The sequence below is a fragment of the Variovorax raffinosi genome, assembly GCF_051216615.1.
Taxonomy (GTDB): Bacteria; Pseudomonadota; Gammaproteobacteria; order Burkholderiales; family Burkholderiaceae_C; genus Variovorax.
In genome coordinates, this window is the sequence record NZ_JBPJZR010000016.1 from 99,421 (window position 1) to 116,547 (window position 17,127).

At 58.9% G+C, this 17,127-nt stretch carries 16 protein-coding genes and 1 pseudogene; 14 read left to right on the forward strand and 3 right to left on the reverse strand.

Annotated elements, in window-relative coordinates; translation table 11 throughout:
* Positions 1-46 precede the first annotated feature (46 nt).
* Positions 47-871: an SDR family NAD(P)-dependent oxidoreductase gene (locus ACSFB7_RS32935; RefSeq protein ID WP_435476539.1), complete on the reverse strand. Its 825-nt coding sequence runs from the start codon at positions 869-871 to the stop codon at positions 47-49.
* Positions 872-1,070: 199 nt separating this feature from the next.
* On the opposite strand from ACSFB7_RS32935, the gene ACSFB7_RS32940 reads away from it, so the two are divergent.
* From ACSFB7_RS32940 to ACSFB7_RS32970, 7 genes are all read left to right on the forward strand, one after another.
* Positions 1,071-1,970: a CmcJ/NvfI family oxidoreductase gene (locus tag ACSFB7_RS32940; RefSeq protein ID WP_435476540.1), complete on the forward strand. Its 900-nt coding sequence runs from the start codon at positions 1,071-1,073 to the stop codon at positions 1,968-1,970.
* A gap of 458 nt (positions 1,971-2,428) precedes the next feature.
* A complete protein-coding gene (locus ACSFB7_RS32945) occupies positions 2,429-3,394 on the forward strand; it encodes a PDR/VanB family oxidoreductase (protein ID WP_435476541.1) in 966 nt (321 codons plus the stop codon).
* Between the two features lie 15 nt (positions 3,395-3,409).
* Positions 3,410-3,862 (forward strand): cytochrome P450 family protein, encoded by a 453-nt coding sequence (locus ACSFB7_RS32950; protein ID WP_435476542.1) that lies wholly within the window; start codon positions 3,410-3,412, stop codon positions 3,860-3,862.
* Between the two features lie 18 nt (positions 3,863-3,880).
* A complete protein-coding gene (locus ACSFB7_RS32955; protein ID WP_435476543.1) occupies positions 3,881-4,642 on the forward strand; it encodes a cytochrome P450 in 762 nt (253 codons plus the stop codon).
* Between the two features lie 26 nt (positions 4,643-4,668).
* On the forward strand, positions 4,669-5,499 hold the full coding sequence (locus ACSFB7_RS32960) for an intradiol ring-cleavage dioxygenase (protein WP_435476544.1): 831 nt from the start codon (positions 4,669-4,671) through the stop codon (positions 5,497-5,499).
* A 1-nt stretch (position 5,500) separates the two neighbouring features.
* A complete protein-coding gene (locus tag ACSFB7_RS32965) occupies positions 5,501-5,836 on the forward strand; it encodes a Dabb family protein (RefSeq protein ID WP_435476545.1) in 336 nt (111 codons plus the stop codon).
* Positions 5,829-6,902 carry a maleylacetate reductase gene (locus ACSFB7_RS32970; protein ID WP_435476546.1) on the forward strand — a complete coding sequence of 358 codons (1,074 nt, stop codon included), beginning with the start codon at positions 5,829-5,831 and terminating at the stop codon, positions 6,900-6,902. The genes ACSFB7_RS32965 and ACSFB7_RS32970 overlap by 8 nt, the downstream gene beginning before the upstream one ends.
* Positions 6,903-7,109: 207 nt before the next feature.
* On the opposite strand, the gene ACSFB7_RS32975 is transcribed toward ACSFB7_RS32970, so the two are convergent.
* Together ACSFB7_RS32975 and ACSFB7_RS32980 are read right to left on the reverse strand one after the other, a co-directional pair.
* Positions 7,110-7,970: an alpha/beta fold hydrolase gene (locus ACSFB7_RS32975; protein ID WP_435476547.1), complete on the reverse strand. Its 861-nt coding sequence runs from the start codon at positions 7,968-7,970 to the stop codon at positions 7,110-7,112.
* A 265-nt stretch (positions 7,971-8,235) separates the two neighbouring features.
* The gene (locus ACSFB7_RS32980; RefSeq protein ID WP_435476548.1) at positions 8,236-9,192 is read right to left on the reverse strand and encodes a VOC family protein; all 957 of its coding nucleotides are present in this window, start codon (positions 9,190-9,192) and stop codon (positions 8,236-8,238) included.
* Between the two features lie 598 nt (positions 9,193-9,790).
* Between ACSFB7_RS32980 and ACSFB7_RS32985 the strand changes: the two genes are divergently transcribed.
* The 7 genes and pseudogenes from ACSFB7_RS32985 (at position 9,791) to ACSFB7_RS33015 (ending at position 17,122) form a co-directional block, all read left to right on the forward strand.
* The gene (locus ACSFB7_RS32985) at positions 9,791-9,937 is read left to right on the forward strand and encodes a hypothetical protein (protein WP_435476549.1); all 147 of its coding nucleotides are present in this window, start codon (positions 9,791-9,793) and stop codon (positions 9,935-9,937) included.
* Positions 9,938-10,705: 768 nt separating this feature from the next.
* Positions 10,706-11,557 (forward strand): formyltetrahydrofolate deformylase, encoded by an 852-nt coding sequence (gene purU, locus ACSFB7_RS32990; protein WP_435476550.1) that lies wholly within the window; start codon positions 10,706-10,708, stop codon positions 11,555-11,557.
* Between the two features lie 11 nt (positions 11,558-11,568).
* Positions 11,569-12,918 (forward strand): glycine cleavage T C-terminal barrel domain-containing protein, encoded by a 1,350-nt coding sequence (locus tag ACSFB7_RS32995; RefSeq protein ID WP_435476551.1) that lies wholly within the window; start codon positions 11,569-11,571, stop codon positions 12,916-12,918.
* Positions 12,915-13,803 (forward strand): annotated as a pseudogene (gene folD, locus ACSFB7_RS33000) (bifunctional methylenetetrahydrofolate dehydrogenase/methenyltetrahydrofolate cyclohydrolase FolD). Before ACSFB7_RS32995 ends, folD begins: the two are co-directional and overlap by 4 nt.
* Positions 13,804-14,393: 590 nt before the next feature.
* A complete protein-coding gene (locus ACSFB7_RS33005) occupies positions 14,394-15,611 on the forward strand; it encodes an ABC transporter substrate-binding protein (RefSeq protein WP_435476552.1) in 1,218 nt (405 codons plus the stop codon).
* Positions 15,612-15,636: 25 nt separating this feature from the next.
* The gene (locus ACSFB7_RS33010) at positions 15,637-16,425 is read left to right on the forward strand and encodes an ABC transporter ATP-binding protein (protein WP_435476553.1); all 789 of its coding nucleotides are present in this window, start codon (positions 15,637-15,639) and stop codon (positions 16,423-16,425) included.
* The gene (locus ACSFB7_RS33015; RefSeq protein WP_435476554.1) at positions 16,409-17,122 is read left to right on the forward strand and encodes an ABC transporter ATP-binding protein; all 714 of its coding nucleotides are present in this window, start codon (positions 16,409-16,411) and stop codon (positions 17,120-17,122) included. Before ACSFB7_RS33010 ends, ACSFB7_RS33015 begins: the two co-directional genes overlap by 17 nt.
* Positions 17,123-17,127 lie beyond the last annotated feature (5 nt).

The window sequence follows — 17,127 nt, forward strand, 5'->3', positions numbered from 1 at the left end:
AATCGCCGCATTGCTATGGCGCGTAGGTCGAATGGGTGTTGGACGCTCAATCCGCGCGACCGACCGTGTAGCCGCCGTCGATAACGATCTGCTGACCCGTGATGAAGCTGCCCGCATCTGAAGCGAGAAGAAGCGCGAGTCCCTTGATCTCTTCAGTGCTGGCGACCCGCTTGAGGGGGATGTGCTCAGCCAAGGCCTTTTGAATCGACGGATCGGACATATGCCCGCCCGCAATGTTGGTGACGAACGGGCCGGGGGCAATCGCATTGATTAGGATGCCGTAGCGGGCAAGTTCGAGCGCGGCAGTCCGCACCAGGTGGGTCGCGCCGCACTTGGCGGCCATGTACGCGGCTCCTACGCCAGGTGAAACACGCACTGCCGCTGTGGATGTCGTGACGATGACGCGCCCTTTGCCCTTGGGCTTCATGAGGCGCGCAGACGCCTGAATGCTGTAGAGAACCGCGTTCAGGCTGATGTCCACCACCCTGTCCCAGCGCGCTTGTTCATAGTTCTCGATCGCGTGTGCGGGCAGACGCTGTGAGCGATCGGAGAAGCTGACGAACCCCGGGCCCGGATCAATTCCTGCGTTCGCGAAGACGATGTCCAGTCCGCCTTGCAGTGCAGCGGCCTCGTCGAAGGCCGCATTGAGGTTGACCTTGTCCGTGACGTCCAAGGTTCGTCCACGCACCTGATGGCCCGCCGACCGTAGCCGCTCGACTTGCTGAACCAGACGTCGTTCGTCCATGTCGAGCATGGTCACACGGGCGCCGCCTTCGGCGAGTGTCTCGGCGACGGCAAGGCCGATTCCGCTGGCGGCGCCGGTAACGATCGCTGAGCGGCTTGCGACCGAGAACATCTGATTGGGTTCCATTTTTTGTCCAATAGGTTGAGTTCGCCACTAGCTGCCGTGCGGGCGTTCGTATCGGCTCGCGGTCATGGTCAGTAGGTGGTTGATGTGGCTTTGATTATCCGTACAACTCTAAGAAGAAGGTCAAGAACAATCGACTAGGGAAAATACCATCTACTATGCATGAAGTTGCTTGATATTGTACGTACAACATAAGCTTTCTATGACCAAGCCGTGCTCGATCGGTTTAACGGCCAAGGTGTCGTTTGATGACGAGTCTTCCGCAATCGCTACTCAAATTTCTGAAATGACTACTGACATAACACACGATTCGGTGAAGGTCGCTGTCCGATTTGCGAACCCGGAGAACCCGCCGGGTATGTTCTACGCACTGGAGCATGCAAGCTCGACGTGCACGTTCGTGCAGCATGAGATCCTCATTCGGAACGCGCGCAAGCTCACCCATCCCCTGAAGTTGGATGTGAACGGCGTTGAACTGATTCAGCACTCGACTGCGGTGAAGGACTTACATGACGAACAGCAGGTCGATGATGTCTACAAAGCCGAGATCATCGAACTGGTGCGAGAGCGGACCGGCGCTGACAAGGTGCTGATCTATCACGCAACGCTGCGTGATGAAGGGCCTGATCAGCGCGCTGGACGCCGTCCGGCTCGCAATGCCCACTTGGATTACACTCCGGACTCGTTTCGCGCATGGGCGCGCGAGGCGTTGGGCGATGAGGCCGACTATTGGTTGCAGCGGCCCTTCGAGGCGCTGAATGTCTGGCGCGGACTGCGCACTGTGGAGTCCGCGCCGCTTGCGGTGATTGATGGCCGGACGGTTCGCGACGCCGACTTCATCAATGTCCCGATCTGGCTGCGCCCCTCCGAACCTCACGTGCCGCAAGTTGTCGGTCGAAACCTCACGTACCAACTGGAACACCGGTGGTACTACTACCCGTACATGAAGCCGGATGAGGCACTGCTGTTTCGTCTGTACGACAGTCGCCAGGCCAAGCCGGATCTGGCCGCGCACAGCGCCTTCGACGACCCCACGAGTCTCCCGGACGCGAAGCCGAGAGCCAGCTTTGAGATTCGGGCCTTTGCGTTCTTTGATCGGTAGTTGAGACGGGCGAGCACCTCGCTGCTTCACGATCGCAAGCCCTTCGGCTCGAGTCATCCGTTCTGCGGATGGCTTTCTCGCTACCGCCCGGCAGGCTCCGGCAAGCAAGGGCTGGACCGTGTCAACTCCGCGCAGTCCATTGCGCCAGTCTGCTCAACCGATGTGCGCAATGAACAGACTGGCAACTCGCGCGGACCCGCGTTGCGAACGCCGATTCCTCGTGAGGGGCGCTTGTGCCCAACAGTTCTTTCACGCGAGAACGCTTTTTCGATTCATCGACAGGATCACTTTGAGTGGGTCGCGTCGTGCCTCGCCATCGCCGCGAGTCGATCATTTCACTGCGCGATTAAGTCGATTTAAACAAAAGTCAATTCCTGCATTGTGCTGTTGCGATCCTTTTGAAGTGTCTATCATGAATCAAAAATCTCAAGCCAGCCCTACGGGGCCTACGTAATATCATGTCCTCGAAATCAATAAAGCAAAAATGCATCGTTGCGCGAATTGAATCCGAGACGACTGATATCAAACGGTTTGAGCTCATCCCCTGTGATGGGGAAGTCAAAAAGATCGAGCCAGGAGCGCACATTGATCTTTTTCTAGCAAATGGATTGATTCGTCAGTACTCCTTTTGTAATAAGCCAACGACGTTGGATAGATACATCATCGCAGTCAAAAGAGAAAATAACTCTCGCGGAGGATCTGCTTACATGTTTGAGCAGGTCTGGGTAAATGATGTACTGGAAGTGAGTGAACCGAGAAACAATTTCAGGCTCGCTTCCAATAACGAACCGGTTTTTCTGATCGCTGGTGGTATTGGCGTGACGCCATTGTTTTCAATGGCGACTGCACTTAAGGATCAAAAGAAGGATTTTCTTTTACATTATTTTGCCCGCACTTCGCATGACGTGGCTTTCCGTGAAACCCTCATGTCGCCAGAGTGGGGGGATAATGTAGTCTTCCATTTCGGAGTTCAGCCTGAAGATATTTCTCAAAAATTGAAGGGAATATTTTCTGAAATGAATGAATTGGGGCATTTTTACGTTTGTGGGCCACCAGGTCTTTTGCAGGCTGTGCAGACTCACAGCGCACCTGAGCTGCCTTCGGAGCGCATCCACTATGAGCATTTTTCGGGAATGCTCGTCAACGAAGCAACTGCGAATAGTTTCGAGGTCTACTGTTCGCGCTCAGATAGAAAGATACTGATACCGGCAGATATCAGTATTGGCGCTGCGCTGATGCAAGCCGGTATTGATGTGGAGATGATGTGTGAACAGGGCGTCTGTGGGACCTGTCGGACCACTGTTATTGATGGCATCCCAGATCATCAGGATTTTTTCCTCCCACCAGCGGAAAAGGAAAAAAATGATGCCATCATGATCTGCTGCTCGCGTTCAAGATCATCAACGTTGGTTCTCGACATCTGATTGCTAGGAGCCGCTGTGAGCGAAATTGACGAGGCATTGGTGGATCCAACTGTCTACTCGAGTAGATTGGGTCTGCGTGGTATTTTGAAGAAACTGCGTCAAGAAAATCCGGTGCATTGGACCAAGTCGCAGGAATATCCTCCGTTCTGGGCAATAACAAAGCATGCCGATATCTTTGAAACCAGTCGGCGAAATGATGTTTTTCTTAATTCGCCGCTGACAACGCTGATAAAGAGCGCAGAATTGCAAGAAATTCGCCAGTCAAGCGGGAGAGGCGCCCATTTGCGGACCATAACGCATATGGGTAAACCCGATCATACAAACTACAGAAAAATCGCTCAACCATATTTTACTCCAGGTGCACTCCAGTTAATTGAGTCGCGCATTCAAAAGGAAACGAAGCGATTGGTTGATAGAATGGAAGAGCTTGGGGGGCGATGTGATTTCACAAATGACATTGGGGCTTGACTGCCAATACGTGTCATCATGTCGATTCTTGGTGTTCCAGAGTCGAATCATGAGCATCTTCTTGGGTTGACTCAGGCCTTTTTCGCATTTCAAGATCCAACCTTGAATCCACTGGGTCTGACGCGCAATCAAGTGTTTCAGAGCTTTGCGGAGTTTTATTCCGATCTAATCAGTGATCGACGCCAACATGGTCAAAACTATTTGGCTACTGTATTGGCGAATGCAAAAATATCAGATGAATACTTTCCGCAATTGGAGTTGAACTCGTTTTTCGTTCAATTGTCAACCGCAGGCCACGATACGACAAGTTATGCTTTGTCAGGCGCTGTGCTTGCGCTGGTTGATTTTCCAGATCAATTTTCTACCATTTTGCGCGATAAGAGCATGGTCGCACCTGCCGTTGAGGAGGTGTTTCGTTGGGTTTCTCCTGTAAAGCATTTTGTTCGAACTGCGAAGGAGGAAATGCACGTACGCGGAAAGAAAATCTCTGCCGGCGATCACTTGACGTTATTTTATCAATCCGCCAACTTCGACGAGGATGTATTTGAGAGTCCGGAGCGCTTCGAAATTGGCCGGAAACCGAATAATCACCTCGCATTCGGGGTGGGTGGACACGTCTGCATCGGGCAAGCGTTGGCTCGAATGCAGCTAAAGGCATTCATTGACGAGCTTGTGACGAGATTGGATGGCATTGAGTTGGGTGGCGAGCCGGAGTTCGCACAATCGACTCAGGCGTCCGGACTGAAGCGGTTACCTATCCGCTACCACTTCAAGCGCTGAACTTGATACGACTCATAAACACCGCGATGCGCAACCTGAACCAAGACAACATCACCCAGGCCGTGATTGCCCGCTTCGCGGACACGCCCGACCCGCGGCTCAAGCAGATCATGAACAGCCTAGTGCAGCATTTGCACGCCTTCGCGCGCGACGTGCGGCTGACCGAGGCCGAGTGGGAGCAGGGCATCGCCTTTCTCACGCACACGGGGCACATCACCGACGACAAGCGCCAGGAGTTCATCCTGTGGTCCGATGCGTTGGGCCTGTCGATGCTGACGGTGGCGATGAACAACGACAAGCCCGCAGGCTGCACCGAATCCACTGTGTTCGGCCCCTTCCATGTGCCCAACGCGCCGCACTACGAACTGGGCGAGGACATCGCCAATGGCGCCAAGGGCACACCCTGCCTGGTGTGCGGCAGCATTCGCGGCCTGAACGGCGAGCCGGTGCCGGGCGCGGTGCTGGAGGTCTGGCAGTCTGACGACGAAGGCGTGTACGACGTGCAGCGCCCCGATCTGGTGGAGGCCCAGGGGCGCGGCGTGTTGCGTGCCGATGACGAGGGGCGCTTTCACTTCCGCTCCGTCGTGCCGGTGCCCTATCCCATCCCCTACGACGGTCCGGTGGGCGCGATGCTGACGGCCACTGGGCGCCACCCCTGGCGCCCGGCCCATCTGCACTTCATGATCACGGCGCCGGGCTACGAGCGACTGGTGACCCACGTCTTCAATCGCGACAGCGACTACCTGGATTCCGATGCCGTGTTCGGCGTGCGTGAATCGTTGGTGGCCGGCTGGCAGCAGCAGCCCGATGGCAGCTATGTGCTGGACTACGACTTCGTGCTGAATCCGGTGAAGTGACATGATCCGGCACATCGTCATGTGGCGGGTGCGCGGCGACAGCGTCGCGCAGAAGGCCGCCAACCTTGCGCTGTTGAAGCGCCGCTTTGAAAGTCTGCGCGGGCGCATTCCGGGCATGACGGCACTGGAGATCGGCGTGGACCACAGCCGGGTGGACTACGCTTGCGATGTGGTGCTGCTCAGCAGCTTTGAATCGCAGGCGGCGCTGGATGCCTATGCCGTGCATCCCGAACACCTGCGGGTGAAGCAGGAACTGGGCGAGATGCGTATCGCACGGCACCAGGTGGACTACGCTGTGGCTGAACGGGAGCCGGCTCAAAGGGTTGAACATGCTTGATTTCGTCTACAACGGCCAGCCCTCGCGCGTGGTCTTCGGTGCTGATGCGCTGCAGCACCTGGAGCGCGAGATCGATCTGCTGGGGGCGCGACGCGCGCTGGTGCTGTCCACGCCCGAGCAGCGCGGCCAAGCCGAGCGTGTGGCCGATCGCTTGGGCGCACGCGCCGCCGGCATCTTCGACCGCGCGGTGATGCATGTGCCCATCGAGACGGCCCGGGAGGCGCGCGAGGTGGCGCGGCAACTGGGCGCCGATTGCGCCATCGCCATCGGCGGCGGTTCGACCACGGGCCTAGGCAAGGCCATCGCGCTGGATTCGGGGATGCCCATCCTTGCCATCCCTACAACCTACGCGGGAAGCGAGATGACGCCCATCTACGGCATCACCGAAGGCGGCCTGAAGAAGACGGGCAAGGACCCACGCGTGCTGCCGTGCACGGTGATCTACGACCCTGAACTCAGCCGCACCCTGCCGCTGGGCCTGAGCGTGACCAGCGGCCTCAATGCCATCGCGCATGCGGCCGAGGGCCTGTATGCGCAGGACAGCAACCCAGTGATGAACCTCATGGCCGAGGAAGGCATCCGCGCCCTGGCGCAGGCCCTGCCTCTGCTGTACCGCGACAGCCAGGACATCGAGGGGCGCTCGCAGGCGCTGTACGGCGCCTGGCTGTGCGGCAGCGTGCTGGGCAATGTGGGCATGGCCCTGCACCACAAGCTGTGTCACACGCTGGGCGGTAGCTTCAACTTACCGCATGCCGAGGTGCACACCGTGGTGCTGCCGCAGGCCATCGCCTTCAATGCGTCGGCTGCACCGCAGGCCATGCAGCGCATCCAGCGCGCCTTGGGCAAGGCATCGGCCAGCGCGGCTGCTGGCCTCTTTGACCTGGCACGCCGGCACGGTGCACCCGTGGCCCTGCGCGACATTGGCATGAAGGTCGAAGACCTGGATCGCGCGGCGGACATCGCGGTGAGCAATCCCTATTGGAATCCGCGGCCCATTGGTGTGGCGCAGCGTGGTGAGGTCCGCGAGCTGCTGCAGCGGGCGTTTGAGGGGGTGCGGCCGGATTGAAGCAGGACGGGGCGCCTCCGCGCCCGGTGGTGCGGGAGGGGCGGCTTGAGATGGCTAGGTGGCGTGGCGCCCGCTGCTCAGCCGAGTCTTCAACATGGCAGCGAGTCCTGCAGCGCTGCACGACGCACCAGGGCTTGCGGCCAGTCACGAGGGGCACCATGGAGTGTCGCAGGGCTGCTGTGCATGTGGATCTTCCTCTTTTGGCCTTCAGGGGAGCGCGCGCAGGAATTGCGCGAGGTCTGTGTCGAACCGCGTCGCATCTTCCCAGAATGGAAGATGCCCCACACCTGCGTAAACGCGTTGGGTGTGCTGCGGTGCAAGAGAGCAGGTGTGCTCGCTCATCGTCGGCAGATTGACGCGGTCTGCATCGCCGTGAATGGTCAACACGGGTACGGAGAGCCGGCGCAAGACCTCGTCATAGTCGGCGGGTCGTCCAACGAGCGCAGCGCGCACGCTGGGCGGCGTCATGGCGTTGTATCCCATCATCACAGCGAACTCGTCTGCCGGTAGTGGAGATGTCACGCATGACTGCAGCAGTTCGCATGTTGCTTCCAGACTTGTTGCGAGGTCGTCGGAGCCCATGCGACGCAGCGCACCGGCGCTGAGGCCAAGTGTCGCAGGGTCACTGGTGCTTGTGGCGGCGACCATCACCAGGCCGGAAATTCCCTTGTCGCCATACTTTCGCAGATAGTCCATGACGATGCGTCCTGCGTAGGACCAGGCGACCAGCACGGGCCGTTGGAGTCCCGCTTTCTCAATGACCGTGTGGACTTCGTCGGCCCACAGCTCGCTGTCGCGATAGGCCTCCGGCGCCTGGGGCTTCGCCGAGAGGCCGTGGCCGCGATTGTCATAGGTGACGAAGCGGAACTCCTCTGCCAAGGGCCCCGTCACCTGCTTGAGCCATGCCAGATGGGCCTGGGAGAAGCCATGTAGGAACAACACGTCCTGACCCTGGCCACCCTTGTTCCAGTCCTGAACCGCGATGGTCAATCCATCCGGGGTTGTCGCTTGCAAGGCGCGATAACGCAACGGTCGCCCGAGGCAACTGGATTCGATGAACGTGGTCATAACAGATGAGTTCGCAGCGGCTGCGCAATGCTCCAGTCGGCATCGTGCTACAGGGGCGTACAGCCCCGTTTGTGCCGTCATCTCGACGCCGCCACTGAGAGAAGGGAAGGGAATAGGTGCGACGACGTGATGACCGGCCGTGCGGCAAGTCATCGCTTTTGCCTCTCGTGTGAAATCACTATCACTACTGAGCTTCGTCACTCATTGCTCTGGCGCGCCAGCGGCCGTGGCGTCTTGTTGTCACGCCTCGGCAGCACACCCAAGCTTAGTAGATTTCATACGGATCGTTGAGGCGCTTGACGAGTTCGTCGCGCTGTTGTCGGAATTGCGGCGACACCTGCAGTTCTTGTCCGATGCTGTTCGTTGGCTCATCCGCGTCGAAGCCGATGCTGTGGGTCGCCTCGAAGAGCGCACCACCGGGTGTGCGGATGTAGACGGATTCGAAGTAGCCTCGGTGTTTGCGATCGGAGCAATCCGTGAAGCCCAAGCCTTCGACCTCTGCCTTGACCTGCGTTTGAATGTCGAGGCTGTTCACGGCGAAGGCGCCGTGGTGCACCATGCCCTCGCCATATGACCAATTGCCTTGGGCAAGGTCCGGCTGGTGATGCAGGTCGATGATGTGCGCGGCACTACCGCCGTCCACTTGGTAGCGTGAGAAGGCGCCATCGCGGCCGAGCAGCGAGTAGTTCCAGCCCTCATTCATGAAGAAGTGCATGTCTTCGGCGTCGCGCAGGGCAACGGTCCACGAATGGAAGCCTCGGATCGCGAACTGGGCCGGCACGTGCTTGGAGCGGAACGCAGGGCGCGTATCGGTCGGGTCTTCGATCAGTTCAAAGGTGAGCGAGCATTCGGGGTGGCTGAACTGCAGGACCTTCTGGCCGAAGCGCTCGTAGACTTGTTGCACAGGGACCTGGAATTTCACCAGGCGCTCGTGCCACCAGTCGAGAGAGTCCTTGGGCACGGAGTAGCTGGTCAGTGAAATCTGACCCGTCCCCGTCCGGGCTTTGCGCCCGGTACGGCGCCAGGGAAAGACCGTGGTGATCGTCCCCGGCGTGCCCGTCTCATTTGCGAAGTACAGGTGGTAGATGGGCTCCATGCCGTCATATAGCAAGGTCTGCTTGACGAGCGTCATTCCCAACACCTTCAGGAACAAGTGCGTATCCGCCTGGGCCGTGGCGGTACAGAGGGTGATGTGATGAAGTCCGTGGATTCGATCGGACATGGGGGGTCTCCTCGTGAAAAGTTGATCGTACAAGTTTATGCGTGTAAGCAATGTAAAGTCAATATTCACATGACACTCATTCTCTCAAGAGATTTAATGTACGGACAAGTGGCGCAAGAGGTCGCTTGATCTCCCTTGCCCGTCGTAGAGAGTGAACCCTCATGCCCGCGAGGGACCTGGGCGATCGGCAGGGGCGGAGAGCCGGGCGCGCAGTGTTCATCTTCACGCGGCTGGGGCATTCGTCGGGCTGGCAGGACGTGACTGATCTGGGTGAAAACAGAGGTGTCTGCGCATAGCCCGCTGGCCCGCGGATGCATCGGAGCGGGTCGCGTCCCATTCCGTGGCGTAGGTCCATGCATGGACGCCCCCGGTCTACCAAGCTCTCGCTTCATGACGGCTCGAAGGCGAAGATTGCAGGCATGCATCCGGACCTTGATGTCAGGCGATGTGCCTGCTTATCCGCTTGTCCCTGATGGAATGCGAGGTCAGAAACCGAGAGTCGCCAGGCTTCCGGCTTCGATCAGGGCGCGTTGGATGAAGCAGCGACGCAAGTTTTTGCCGTGGGTGCGTTCGAGGAATCGAAGAAGCGGGTGGGTCCGTGGTCGAGGAGTTCTTCCCCGACGATTTCGACAATGGGCTGACCAGCGAGCCGGTTCGCGCCGAAGTGAAGCCCGGTTTAGCGGATAAGCTGAACCGCAAAGCTACATCAGCGAAACGCGCGGGCGTGACCTCTGGTAGCGAGTGACATGCTGACCTTCAGGAGCATCTGGCGCCTTTGTGGGAATCTTGCCTCGGGTTTGTGGGGCCGTAGCGACTGTCGGCACCAGGCGCTTGGGCATCATCAACCGGCGCCCGATTTTGGCGAGTTCACCGATGACGAGTTGTTTGCACGCGCGCTCGAGTGGCGTCGGACGGGCGTTGCACGGCGGCAAGGACGCACGTGGCATGGCGCACGTGTCCGCGCCGAAGTAGAAGTGAGCAAAGTCTCAGGCGGTGTGCGCGCGGCAACACTTTGTCACGGAGTTGGGTGCCCGAGACCAGTCGAAAGCGCTTCACCTTTTGCCGCCCGAGAAGGATCAAGGGGGTCGGCAGAGCGTCGCAGGCGACGTCCTGTGCAATGCGCTGCACCCCACAAAACGTGCAGGATGGAAGAAGAGTGCCGGCCGGCCATGAAGTGTCCGCGACCCCATTGCCCCTCAACTCGGAAAAGTGATTTCTCGTTTGGCGATCAATGAGTCGATCTTCTGCGATTAGCCTTGCCGTCAAGGCATTCCAGTCCCAGGAAAGCGATCTAGCTGGGCAAACGCGAACGAGCAAAAGCGAGTTGCCACAGTGGATGTGAGCTCAACCGCAATCGCGCGTCAGCGGGCTTCCGGATGGCAGCGATCTCCGATGACGCAGCAGCTTCGTTTTGATGCAAATGACCTGTCTGCCGCGAAGCCTGCGGATCGCCTGGTCAGCTGGACAGCCCCCTTTTTGCAAATCCTCTGGAAATCATTGCGGCATCGAACTCATGAAGTACATCCTCACGTTATCCTGTCCCGACCGCCCGGGCATTGTCCACGCCGTGACGGCGTTCCTGCTTGACGAGCGGGCAACCATATTGGAGGCCGCGCAGTTTGACGATGCGTCGACAGGGCTCTTCTTCTCGCGCATCAAGTTCGAGCTTTTGGATACCGATCATCGCGATCCCAATAAGATTTCCAAGCGTTTTGAGGCCGTAGGCAAAGAGTTTTCGATGACGGCAAACTTCGCACCGGAAACGGATCGAATGCCGGCAATCATCATGGTCTCCCAGTTGGGGCACTGCCTGAACGATCTGTTGTTCCGGTATCGGTCAGGCCTGCTCCCGATCAACATTCGCGCGATCGTTTCGAACCATCGAGCTTTCGAGGACCTGGCTTCGAACTACGGGATTCCATTCCACTACATTCCCGTCAGGCCTGAAACAAAGGAGTCTGCCGAATCGGAGCTGATGCGCATCTTCGAGCAGGAAGAGGCCCAGCTTCTGATCCTTGCCCGTTACATGCAAATCCTGTCGGATGAACTGTGCCGAAGAATGTCGGGGCGCGCGATCAACATCCACCACTCCTTCCTGCCCAGCTTCAAGGGTGCCCGCCCATATCAGCAGGCACGTGATCGCGGGGTCAAGCTGATCGGCGCCACCGCGCACTACGTGACCGGCGATCTGGATGAGGGCCCGATCATTGAGCAGGACGTCGAGCGCGCCGATCACGCCATGACGGTGGAGGATCTGACGAACATCGGTAGGGATGTCGAGAGCGTCGTGCTTGCCCGTGCAGTGCGCTGGCATGCTGAACGCCGGATCTTGCTCAACGGCAGCAAGACGGTCGTATTTCGTTGAAGGAGATAAAGATGTTTGCCCCACCCGATTCCCATCGCCTGCCTCACGCAACTGCGGTTCCCGTTCGGAACGAGACCGTCAACTACACGCGCTTCGGCGCTTCATTCGAACCTTCTGAATACACGAACTGGGTCGACGAAAGTATGTCGTGGAAGACGACATGCTACATCGGCGACTGGTCTCCGCTTGGGAAGCTGATTGTCAAAGGGCCGGACGCTCTGCGCTTCTTCTCGGACATTGCCATCAACAGCTTTGCGAAATTTGAAGTCGGGCAAGCGAAGCATGCGGTCTTCTGCAATGAAGACGGCAAAGTCATGGGCGAAGGCGTGCTCATGAAGCTGGCAGAGCAGGAGTACATGTTCACGAGCGGCCCAGGTGTTTTGTGGGCTCAGTACATGTTCGAGAAGGGGGCATATGACGCTTCCTTTGGCTCCGAAGGCCCGGATCGCTTCATCCTGCAGGTGCAGGGGCCGAATGCGATCGCCGTGATGGAGGCAGTGACGGGAGAAAGTCTGCGGGACATTGGCTTCATGCGATTTCGCCCTACTTCCATTGAGGGAATGAGTCTGCTTGCGCTGCGTCAGGGCATGTCGGGCGAGGTCGGGTATGAACTTCATGGGCGAATGGAAGATGCCGTTCAGATCTATCAGGCAATCCTTGATGTTGGCGCGGCCTACGGAATCAAGCGCCTGGGCGGGCGGGTCAAGATGGTCAACCATGTCGAAGCATGTTTTCCGACGCCGACGGTTGACTACATTCCCGCCCTGTTTGGCGAGCGCGAGAAGGGGTTCCACGATTTCCTGTGTGCGAAGGCGCCGAGCATCTTCAACATCATTCGGCCATTGGGCAGTTGTTGGACTGGCGACATCAGCGCCTACTACCGCAGTCCCGCAGAGCTTGGGTGGGGGAAGAGCATCAAGTTCGACCATGGGTTCGTTGGCCGAGAAGCGCTCGCTCGGGAGTTGGAGCTTGGGCATCGCAGGATGGTGACGCTGGTCTGGAACGACGATGACGTGGTCGATGTGTACGCATCCCTGTTCCGACAAGGCACGCCGCATGACTACATGGAGCTGCCGCGTGGTCTTCTGGGCGGCATGGAGTCTGATCGAGTCGAGCACCAAGGTCGACTGGTCGGCGCAACCACGTCGCGCTGCTACAGCTATCACTTCCGAAAAATGATCTCGCTGTGCACGGTGGATCCTGAGCTGTCAGATCCTGGGACCGAGGTAAGCATCATCTATGGTGGTGCGGGCGGCGCCCCCAAGACCATTCGCGCAACCGTTGCGCCTGCGCCATTCAAGACCGACAAGCGAAAGGTTGACCTGACATCGTTGGCCGGTACTGTGCCTGCCGCCCGATGATGGCAAGGATCATCGATGGCCTCGCCCACGCGGCGAGGTTGCGCGCAGACATCAAAAGCGTTGTCGGTCGGCTTGTTGAGCAGGAGGGCCTGACGCCAGGTCTTGCTGTCGTGCTCGTCGGAAATGATCCGGCCAGTGAAATCTATGTTCGGAACAAGGCCCGAAAGGCCCACGAAGTGGGTCTGGCTTCTTTCGAAATACGCCTGCCGGCCAACACGAGTCAGGAAGAGATTCTTCGCACAGTGGCCGAGCTCAATGCCGACGCGGTGGTGCACGGAATTCTGGTGCAACTCCCGCTGCCGCCCCATGTCGATTCACGCGTCGTCCTCGAGGCGGTGGCTCCATTCAAGGACGTGGATGGATTTCATCCCACGAACATCGGCCACCTCTCGCATGGATGTGCCTCGCATGATTCCATGCACCCCGGGGGCCGTGATCAGGCTCCTGCGCGAGGCGCTGGGCTCAATGGCTGGGCTTCACGCCATAGTCGTCGGTCGTTCAAATATCGTCGGCAAGCCGTTGGCTCAGCTTCTGCTGGCGGAAGACTGCACGGTGACGATCGCACATTCGCGCAGCAAGAACCTCCCGGAACTGGTTTCGCAGGCGGACATCGTCGTTGCCGCGGTCGGCTATCCGGAACTGGTTCGCGGCTCATGGCTGAAGCCGGGCGCATGTGTTGTTGATGTCGGGATCAATCGCGTCACGCGGGCGGACGGGTCTTCGACCTTGACCGGCGACGTGGCATTCGATGAAGCGGTAGAGCTTGCGGGTGCGATCACCCCCGTGCCAGGCGGCGTTGGGCCGATGACCATCGCATGCCTGCTTCGCAACACGGTCATGGCGGCCTGTGGCCTACACGGTCTTCCGCTGCCGCCGGAGTTGTAAGCAAAGTTTCGGTGTCGAAGCCGTCGCCGATGTGCTCGTCTGGGGCGATGCGGCGCAGTGCCTGGCTTGCGGCCTGTTCATCAATGCACAAGGCTGCTGCTTCCGCGTAGGGCAAAGCGATACCAGGGCGCCCTGCCATGGTCGTTACGTACAGGGCTGTTGCGGGCGTGACTTCTGATGCCACGCGTTGATTCGGCATCGGGTCCATTTCTTGTCCGTCTCATCGACGAGGCCGACGCACCCAGCTTGATGTTTTGCTTGACCGGGTCGGAGAAGGGTATCGGTCGCTAGGCGCGGGCGCTTGGTCGACGCCGAGACCTGCTGGGTGTCGCCAGCTTGCGGCAGGCGGCCTGTTCACCTGGCTTCTGGTTTGACTGCGCGTTTGTCGGGCTCGGGGCAGGCACGCCGGCTACGGATCGCGATGGGTTGAGAGCGACGGTGCACGCCCTGACGGCGCATCTTTTCCATCGCCAACGATGCTGGTGTCGAACTAAACATACGGACAACATCAGATGGGTCATAGAGTAAACACCTATGAGTGGTTTATTGTTGTACGTACAAAATTGGCGAACTCAGATAACGGTGGTGTGATGAAGAAGATTCTTTGCGTGACAGTCGTGGGCTTGCTGATCGGTTCTGCATGGGCGCAGATGCGCTATGACACCGGAGCAAGCGATACGGAGATCAAGATCGGGCAGACCTCTCCCTACAGCGGACCAGCGTCGGCGGTGAGTGGGCTAGGGCGAGGACAGGTGGCCTTCTGGAAGGCGCTGAACGACAAGGGTGGAATCAACGGGCGAAAGATCAATTTTGTATCGTTGGATGACGGATACAGCCCGCCGAAAGCGGCAGAAACCACTCGTCAACTGGTTGAGCAACAGGGCGTGCTGGCCATGATGGGATCGGTGGGTACGGCATCGCAGTCTGCGGTGCAACGCTATCTGAATCAGAAACGCGTGCCCCAACTTCTCGTGGGCTCTGGAGCGGCCAAGTGGAACAACCCGAAGGAATTTCCGTGGACCACGTCCTTCTATCCGCAATTCGACGTCGAGGCATCGGTCTACGCAAGGTACATCCTCGAAACGAAGCCAGGGGCCCGGATTGCCGTGCTGTATCAGAACGACGATTTCGGCAAGGACTTTCTGCGCGGCCTCAAGCTTGGTCTCGGAGATCTTGCTGACAAGATGATCGTGAAGGAGGCCAGCTACGAGGTGACCGATCCGTCGGTCGACTCCCAGGTGCTGGCGCTTGCCGGTTCGGGTGCTGATACCTTCGTGAATGTGACCACGGCCAAGTTCGCCGCGCAAGCCATTCGGAAAGCAAGAGAAGTTGGTTGGAAGCCCACTCAGTTCCTCGCCAGCACCACGACATCGATCGCGACGGTGCTCGAGCCGGCGGGGCTGGAAAACTCGACCGGTCTACTCTCGATTGCGACGTTCAAGTCGTTGGGCGATCCCGCTTGGGACACCGACCCTGGAATGATGGAGTACGTTTCGGTAATCAAGAGGTGGTCAGACCAAAATCCGAATGACTACTACACGCTGTCTGGATACGCCACCGCGCAGTTGGCTGCAGTCATCCTGAAGAATGCCGGAGATGACCTCACGCGGGCGAACATTCTTAAACAAGCGACCTCGCTCAAGGATGTCCAGCTCCCCGTAATGCTGCCTGGCGTGACCCTCAACTACACAGCGGAAAACTACGCTGGGTTCAGCAAACTTCGGCTGGCGCGATTTGATGGCAAGAAATGGGCTGTCTTTTCCGACGTGATCGAGGTCGCACCGTCAATGGCAGCCTCGCGCAAGTGAAGCCATGGCCATGACTGGAGCTTCAATGACTTCCTCCGCGCTCGTCCAGGTACGAGGCATATCTGTGCGTTTCGGTGGGATCCACGCCCTTCGGAATGTCAGCTTTGATATCGAGAGGGGAAAGGTCGTCGGCTTGATTGGCCCCAATGGCGCGGGCAAGACAACGCTGTTCAACTGCCTATCGCGGCTGTACTCCCCGACCGAGGGCAGCATCCTCTACGAGGGCCGTGAGCTGACGCGGATTCCGCCGCACGAGGTGGCGAAGCTGGGCATCGGGCGCACCTTTCAGAACCTGGCTCTGTTCGAAACGTTGACGGTTGTCGAGAACGTCATGTTGGGAAGTCACTGCCGCACGCATGCTGGTTTCCTCGCCAGTGCGATTCGTCTGCCGGGCGCGAGAAAGGAAGAACAGCTCACTCGACAGCAGGCGCTTGAGTTCTGTGACTTCGTAGGTCTTCGCGCCTATGCCGACCGTGTGGTCGCTGATCTGCCATTCGGGCTCAAGAAGCGCGTGGAGTTCGCGCGGGCGCTGGCCAGCAAGCCCCAGTTGCTCCTGCTCGATGAACCCGCCGTGGGTCTCAACCACGAAGAACTCCAGGCGCTGGGGGACAGCATTCGCGATGTGTCCGAGCGCATGGGCATCACCGTGCTTCTCGTTGAGCACCACATGAGCCTACTGATGCGCGTTTCGGATCACATCGTCGTACTCAACTTTGGCGAAAAGATCGCGGAGGGCGCACCGGCCCAGGTGCGCGAAGACCGCGCCGTCATTGAAGCGTATCTTGGAGTGGAAAGTCATGTCACACCTGCTTAAAGTGAGTGCACTTTCGGCTTGGTACGGTCAGTCGAAGGTCCTGCATGACCTGAGCCTGCGCGTTGATCAGGGCACGGTCACCGTCCTACTTGGCGCCAATGGTGCGGGCAAGACGACGACCCTCCGCGCGATCTGCTCGATGGTTCGCCGACAGGGAACGGTCGTGCTGGATGGCGTCGACCTGACGGGGCGCTCGACGGAGGATGTCGCCCGCAGAGGCGTCGCTCATGTGCCCGATGGCCGAGGAACCTTCAAGGAACTCTCCGTTCTGGAGAACCTTCGCCTCGGCAGCATAACGAGGCGCGACAAGGCGATGGCGGAACGCGATATGGAGGACGTGCTCCAGTACTTTCCCAGGCTCAAGGAGCGGCTCGGACAACAAGCCGGGACGCTGTCCGGCGGCGAGCAACAGATGCTGGCGATCGGCCGTGCACTGATGCTGCGCCCCACGCTCATGCTGCTTGACGAGCCGTCATTCGGGCTGGCGCCGCTCGTCGTGAACGAGATCTACGAGATCATCCGCCGCATTTGCAAAGAGCGCGGGGTGAGCGTGCTGCTGGTGGAGCAGAACGCAAAGATCGCTCTTGAGGTTGGCCAATACGGCTACCTCCTCGAGTCGGGCGAAATTGCCGCGCATGGACCCAGTGACGTGCTTCGTTCGGATGAAGCCATCCAACGTTCGTACCTTGGACATTGAGAAGA

Coding starts and splice junctions, on each gene's coding strand:
- ACSFB7_RS32965 (WP_435476545.1), top strand. CDS start 5,501: ATGATCCGGCACATCGTCATGTGGCGGGTGCGCGGCGACAGCGTCGCG.
- ACSFB7_RS33005 (WP_435476552.1), top strand. CDS start 14,394: ATGAAGAAGATTCTTTGCGTGACAGTCGTGGGCTTGCTGATCGGTTCT.
- ACSFB7_RS32945 (WP_435476541.1), top strand. CDS start 2,429: ATGTCCTCGAAATCAATAAAGCAAAAATGCATCGTTGCGCGAATTGAA.
- ACSFB7_RS32955 (WP_435476543.1), top strand. CDS start 3,881: ATGTCGATTCTTGGTGTTCCAGAGTCGAATCATGAGCATCTTCTTGGG.
- ACSFB7_RS32935 (WP_435476539.1), bottom strand. CDS start 871: ATGGAACCCAATCAGATGTTCTCGGTCGCAAGCCGCTCAGCGATCGTT.
- ACSFB7_RS33010 (WP_435476553.1), top strand. CDS start 15,637: ATGACTTCCTCCGCGCTCGTCCAGGTACGAGGCATATCTGTGCGTTTC.
- ACSFB7_RS32995 (WP_435476551.1), top strand. CDS start 11,569: ATGTTTGCCCCACCCGATTCCCATCGCCTGCCTCACGCAACTGCGGTT.
- ACSFB7_RS32975 (WP_435476547.1), bottom strand. CDS start 7,970: ATGACCACGTTCATCGAATCCAGTTGCCTCGGGCGACCGTTGCGTTAT.
- ACSFB7_RS32940 (WP_435476540.1), top strand. CDS start 1,071: ATGACCAAGCCGTGCTCGATCGGTTTAACGGCCAAGGTGTCGTTTGAT.
- ACSFB7_RS32980 (WP_435476548.1), bottom strand. CDS start 9,192: ATGTCCGATCGAATCCACGGACTTCATCACATCACCCTCTGTACCGCC.
- purU (WP_435476550.1), top strand. CDS start 10,706: ATGAAGTACATCCTCACGTTATCCTGTCCCGACCGCCCGGGCATTGTC.
- ACSFB7_RS33015 (WP_435476554.1), top strand. CDS start 16,409: ATGTCACACCTGCTTAAAGTGAGTGCACTTTCGGCTTGGTACGGTCAG.
- ACSFB7_RS32960 (WP_435476544.1), top strand. CDS start 4,669: ATGCGCAACCTGAACCAAGACAACATCACCCAGGCCGTGATTGCCCGC.
- ACSFB7_RS32970 (WP_435476546.1), top strand. CDS start 5,829: ATGCTTGATTTCGTCTACAACGGCCAGCCCTCGCGCGTGGTCTTCGGT.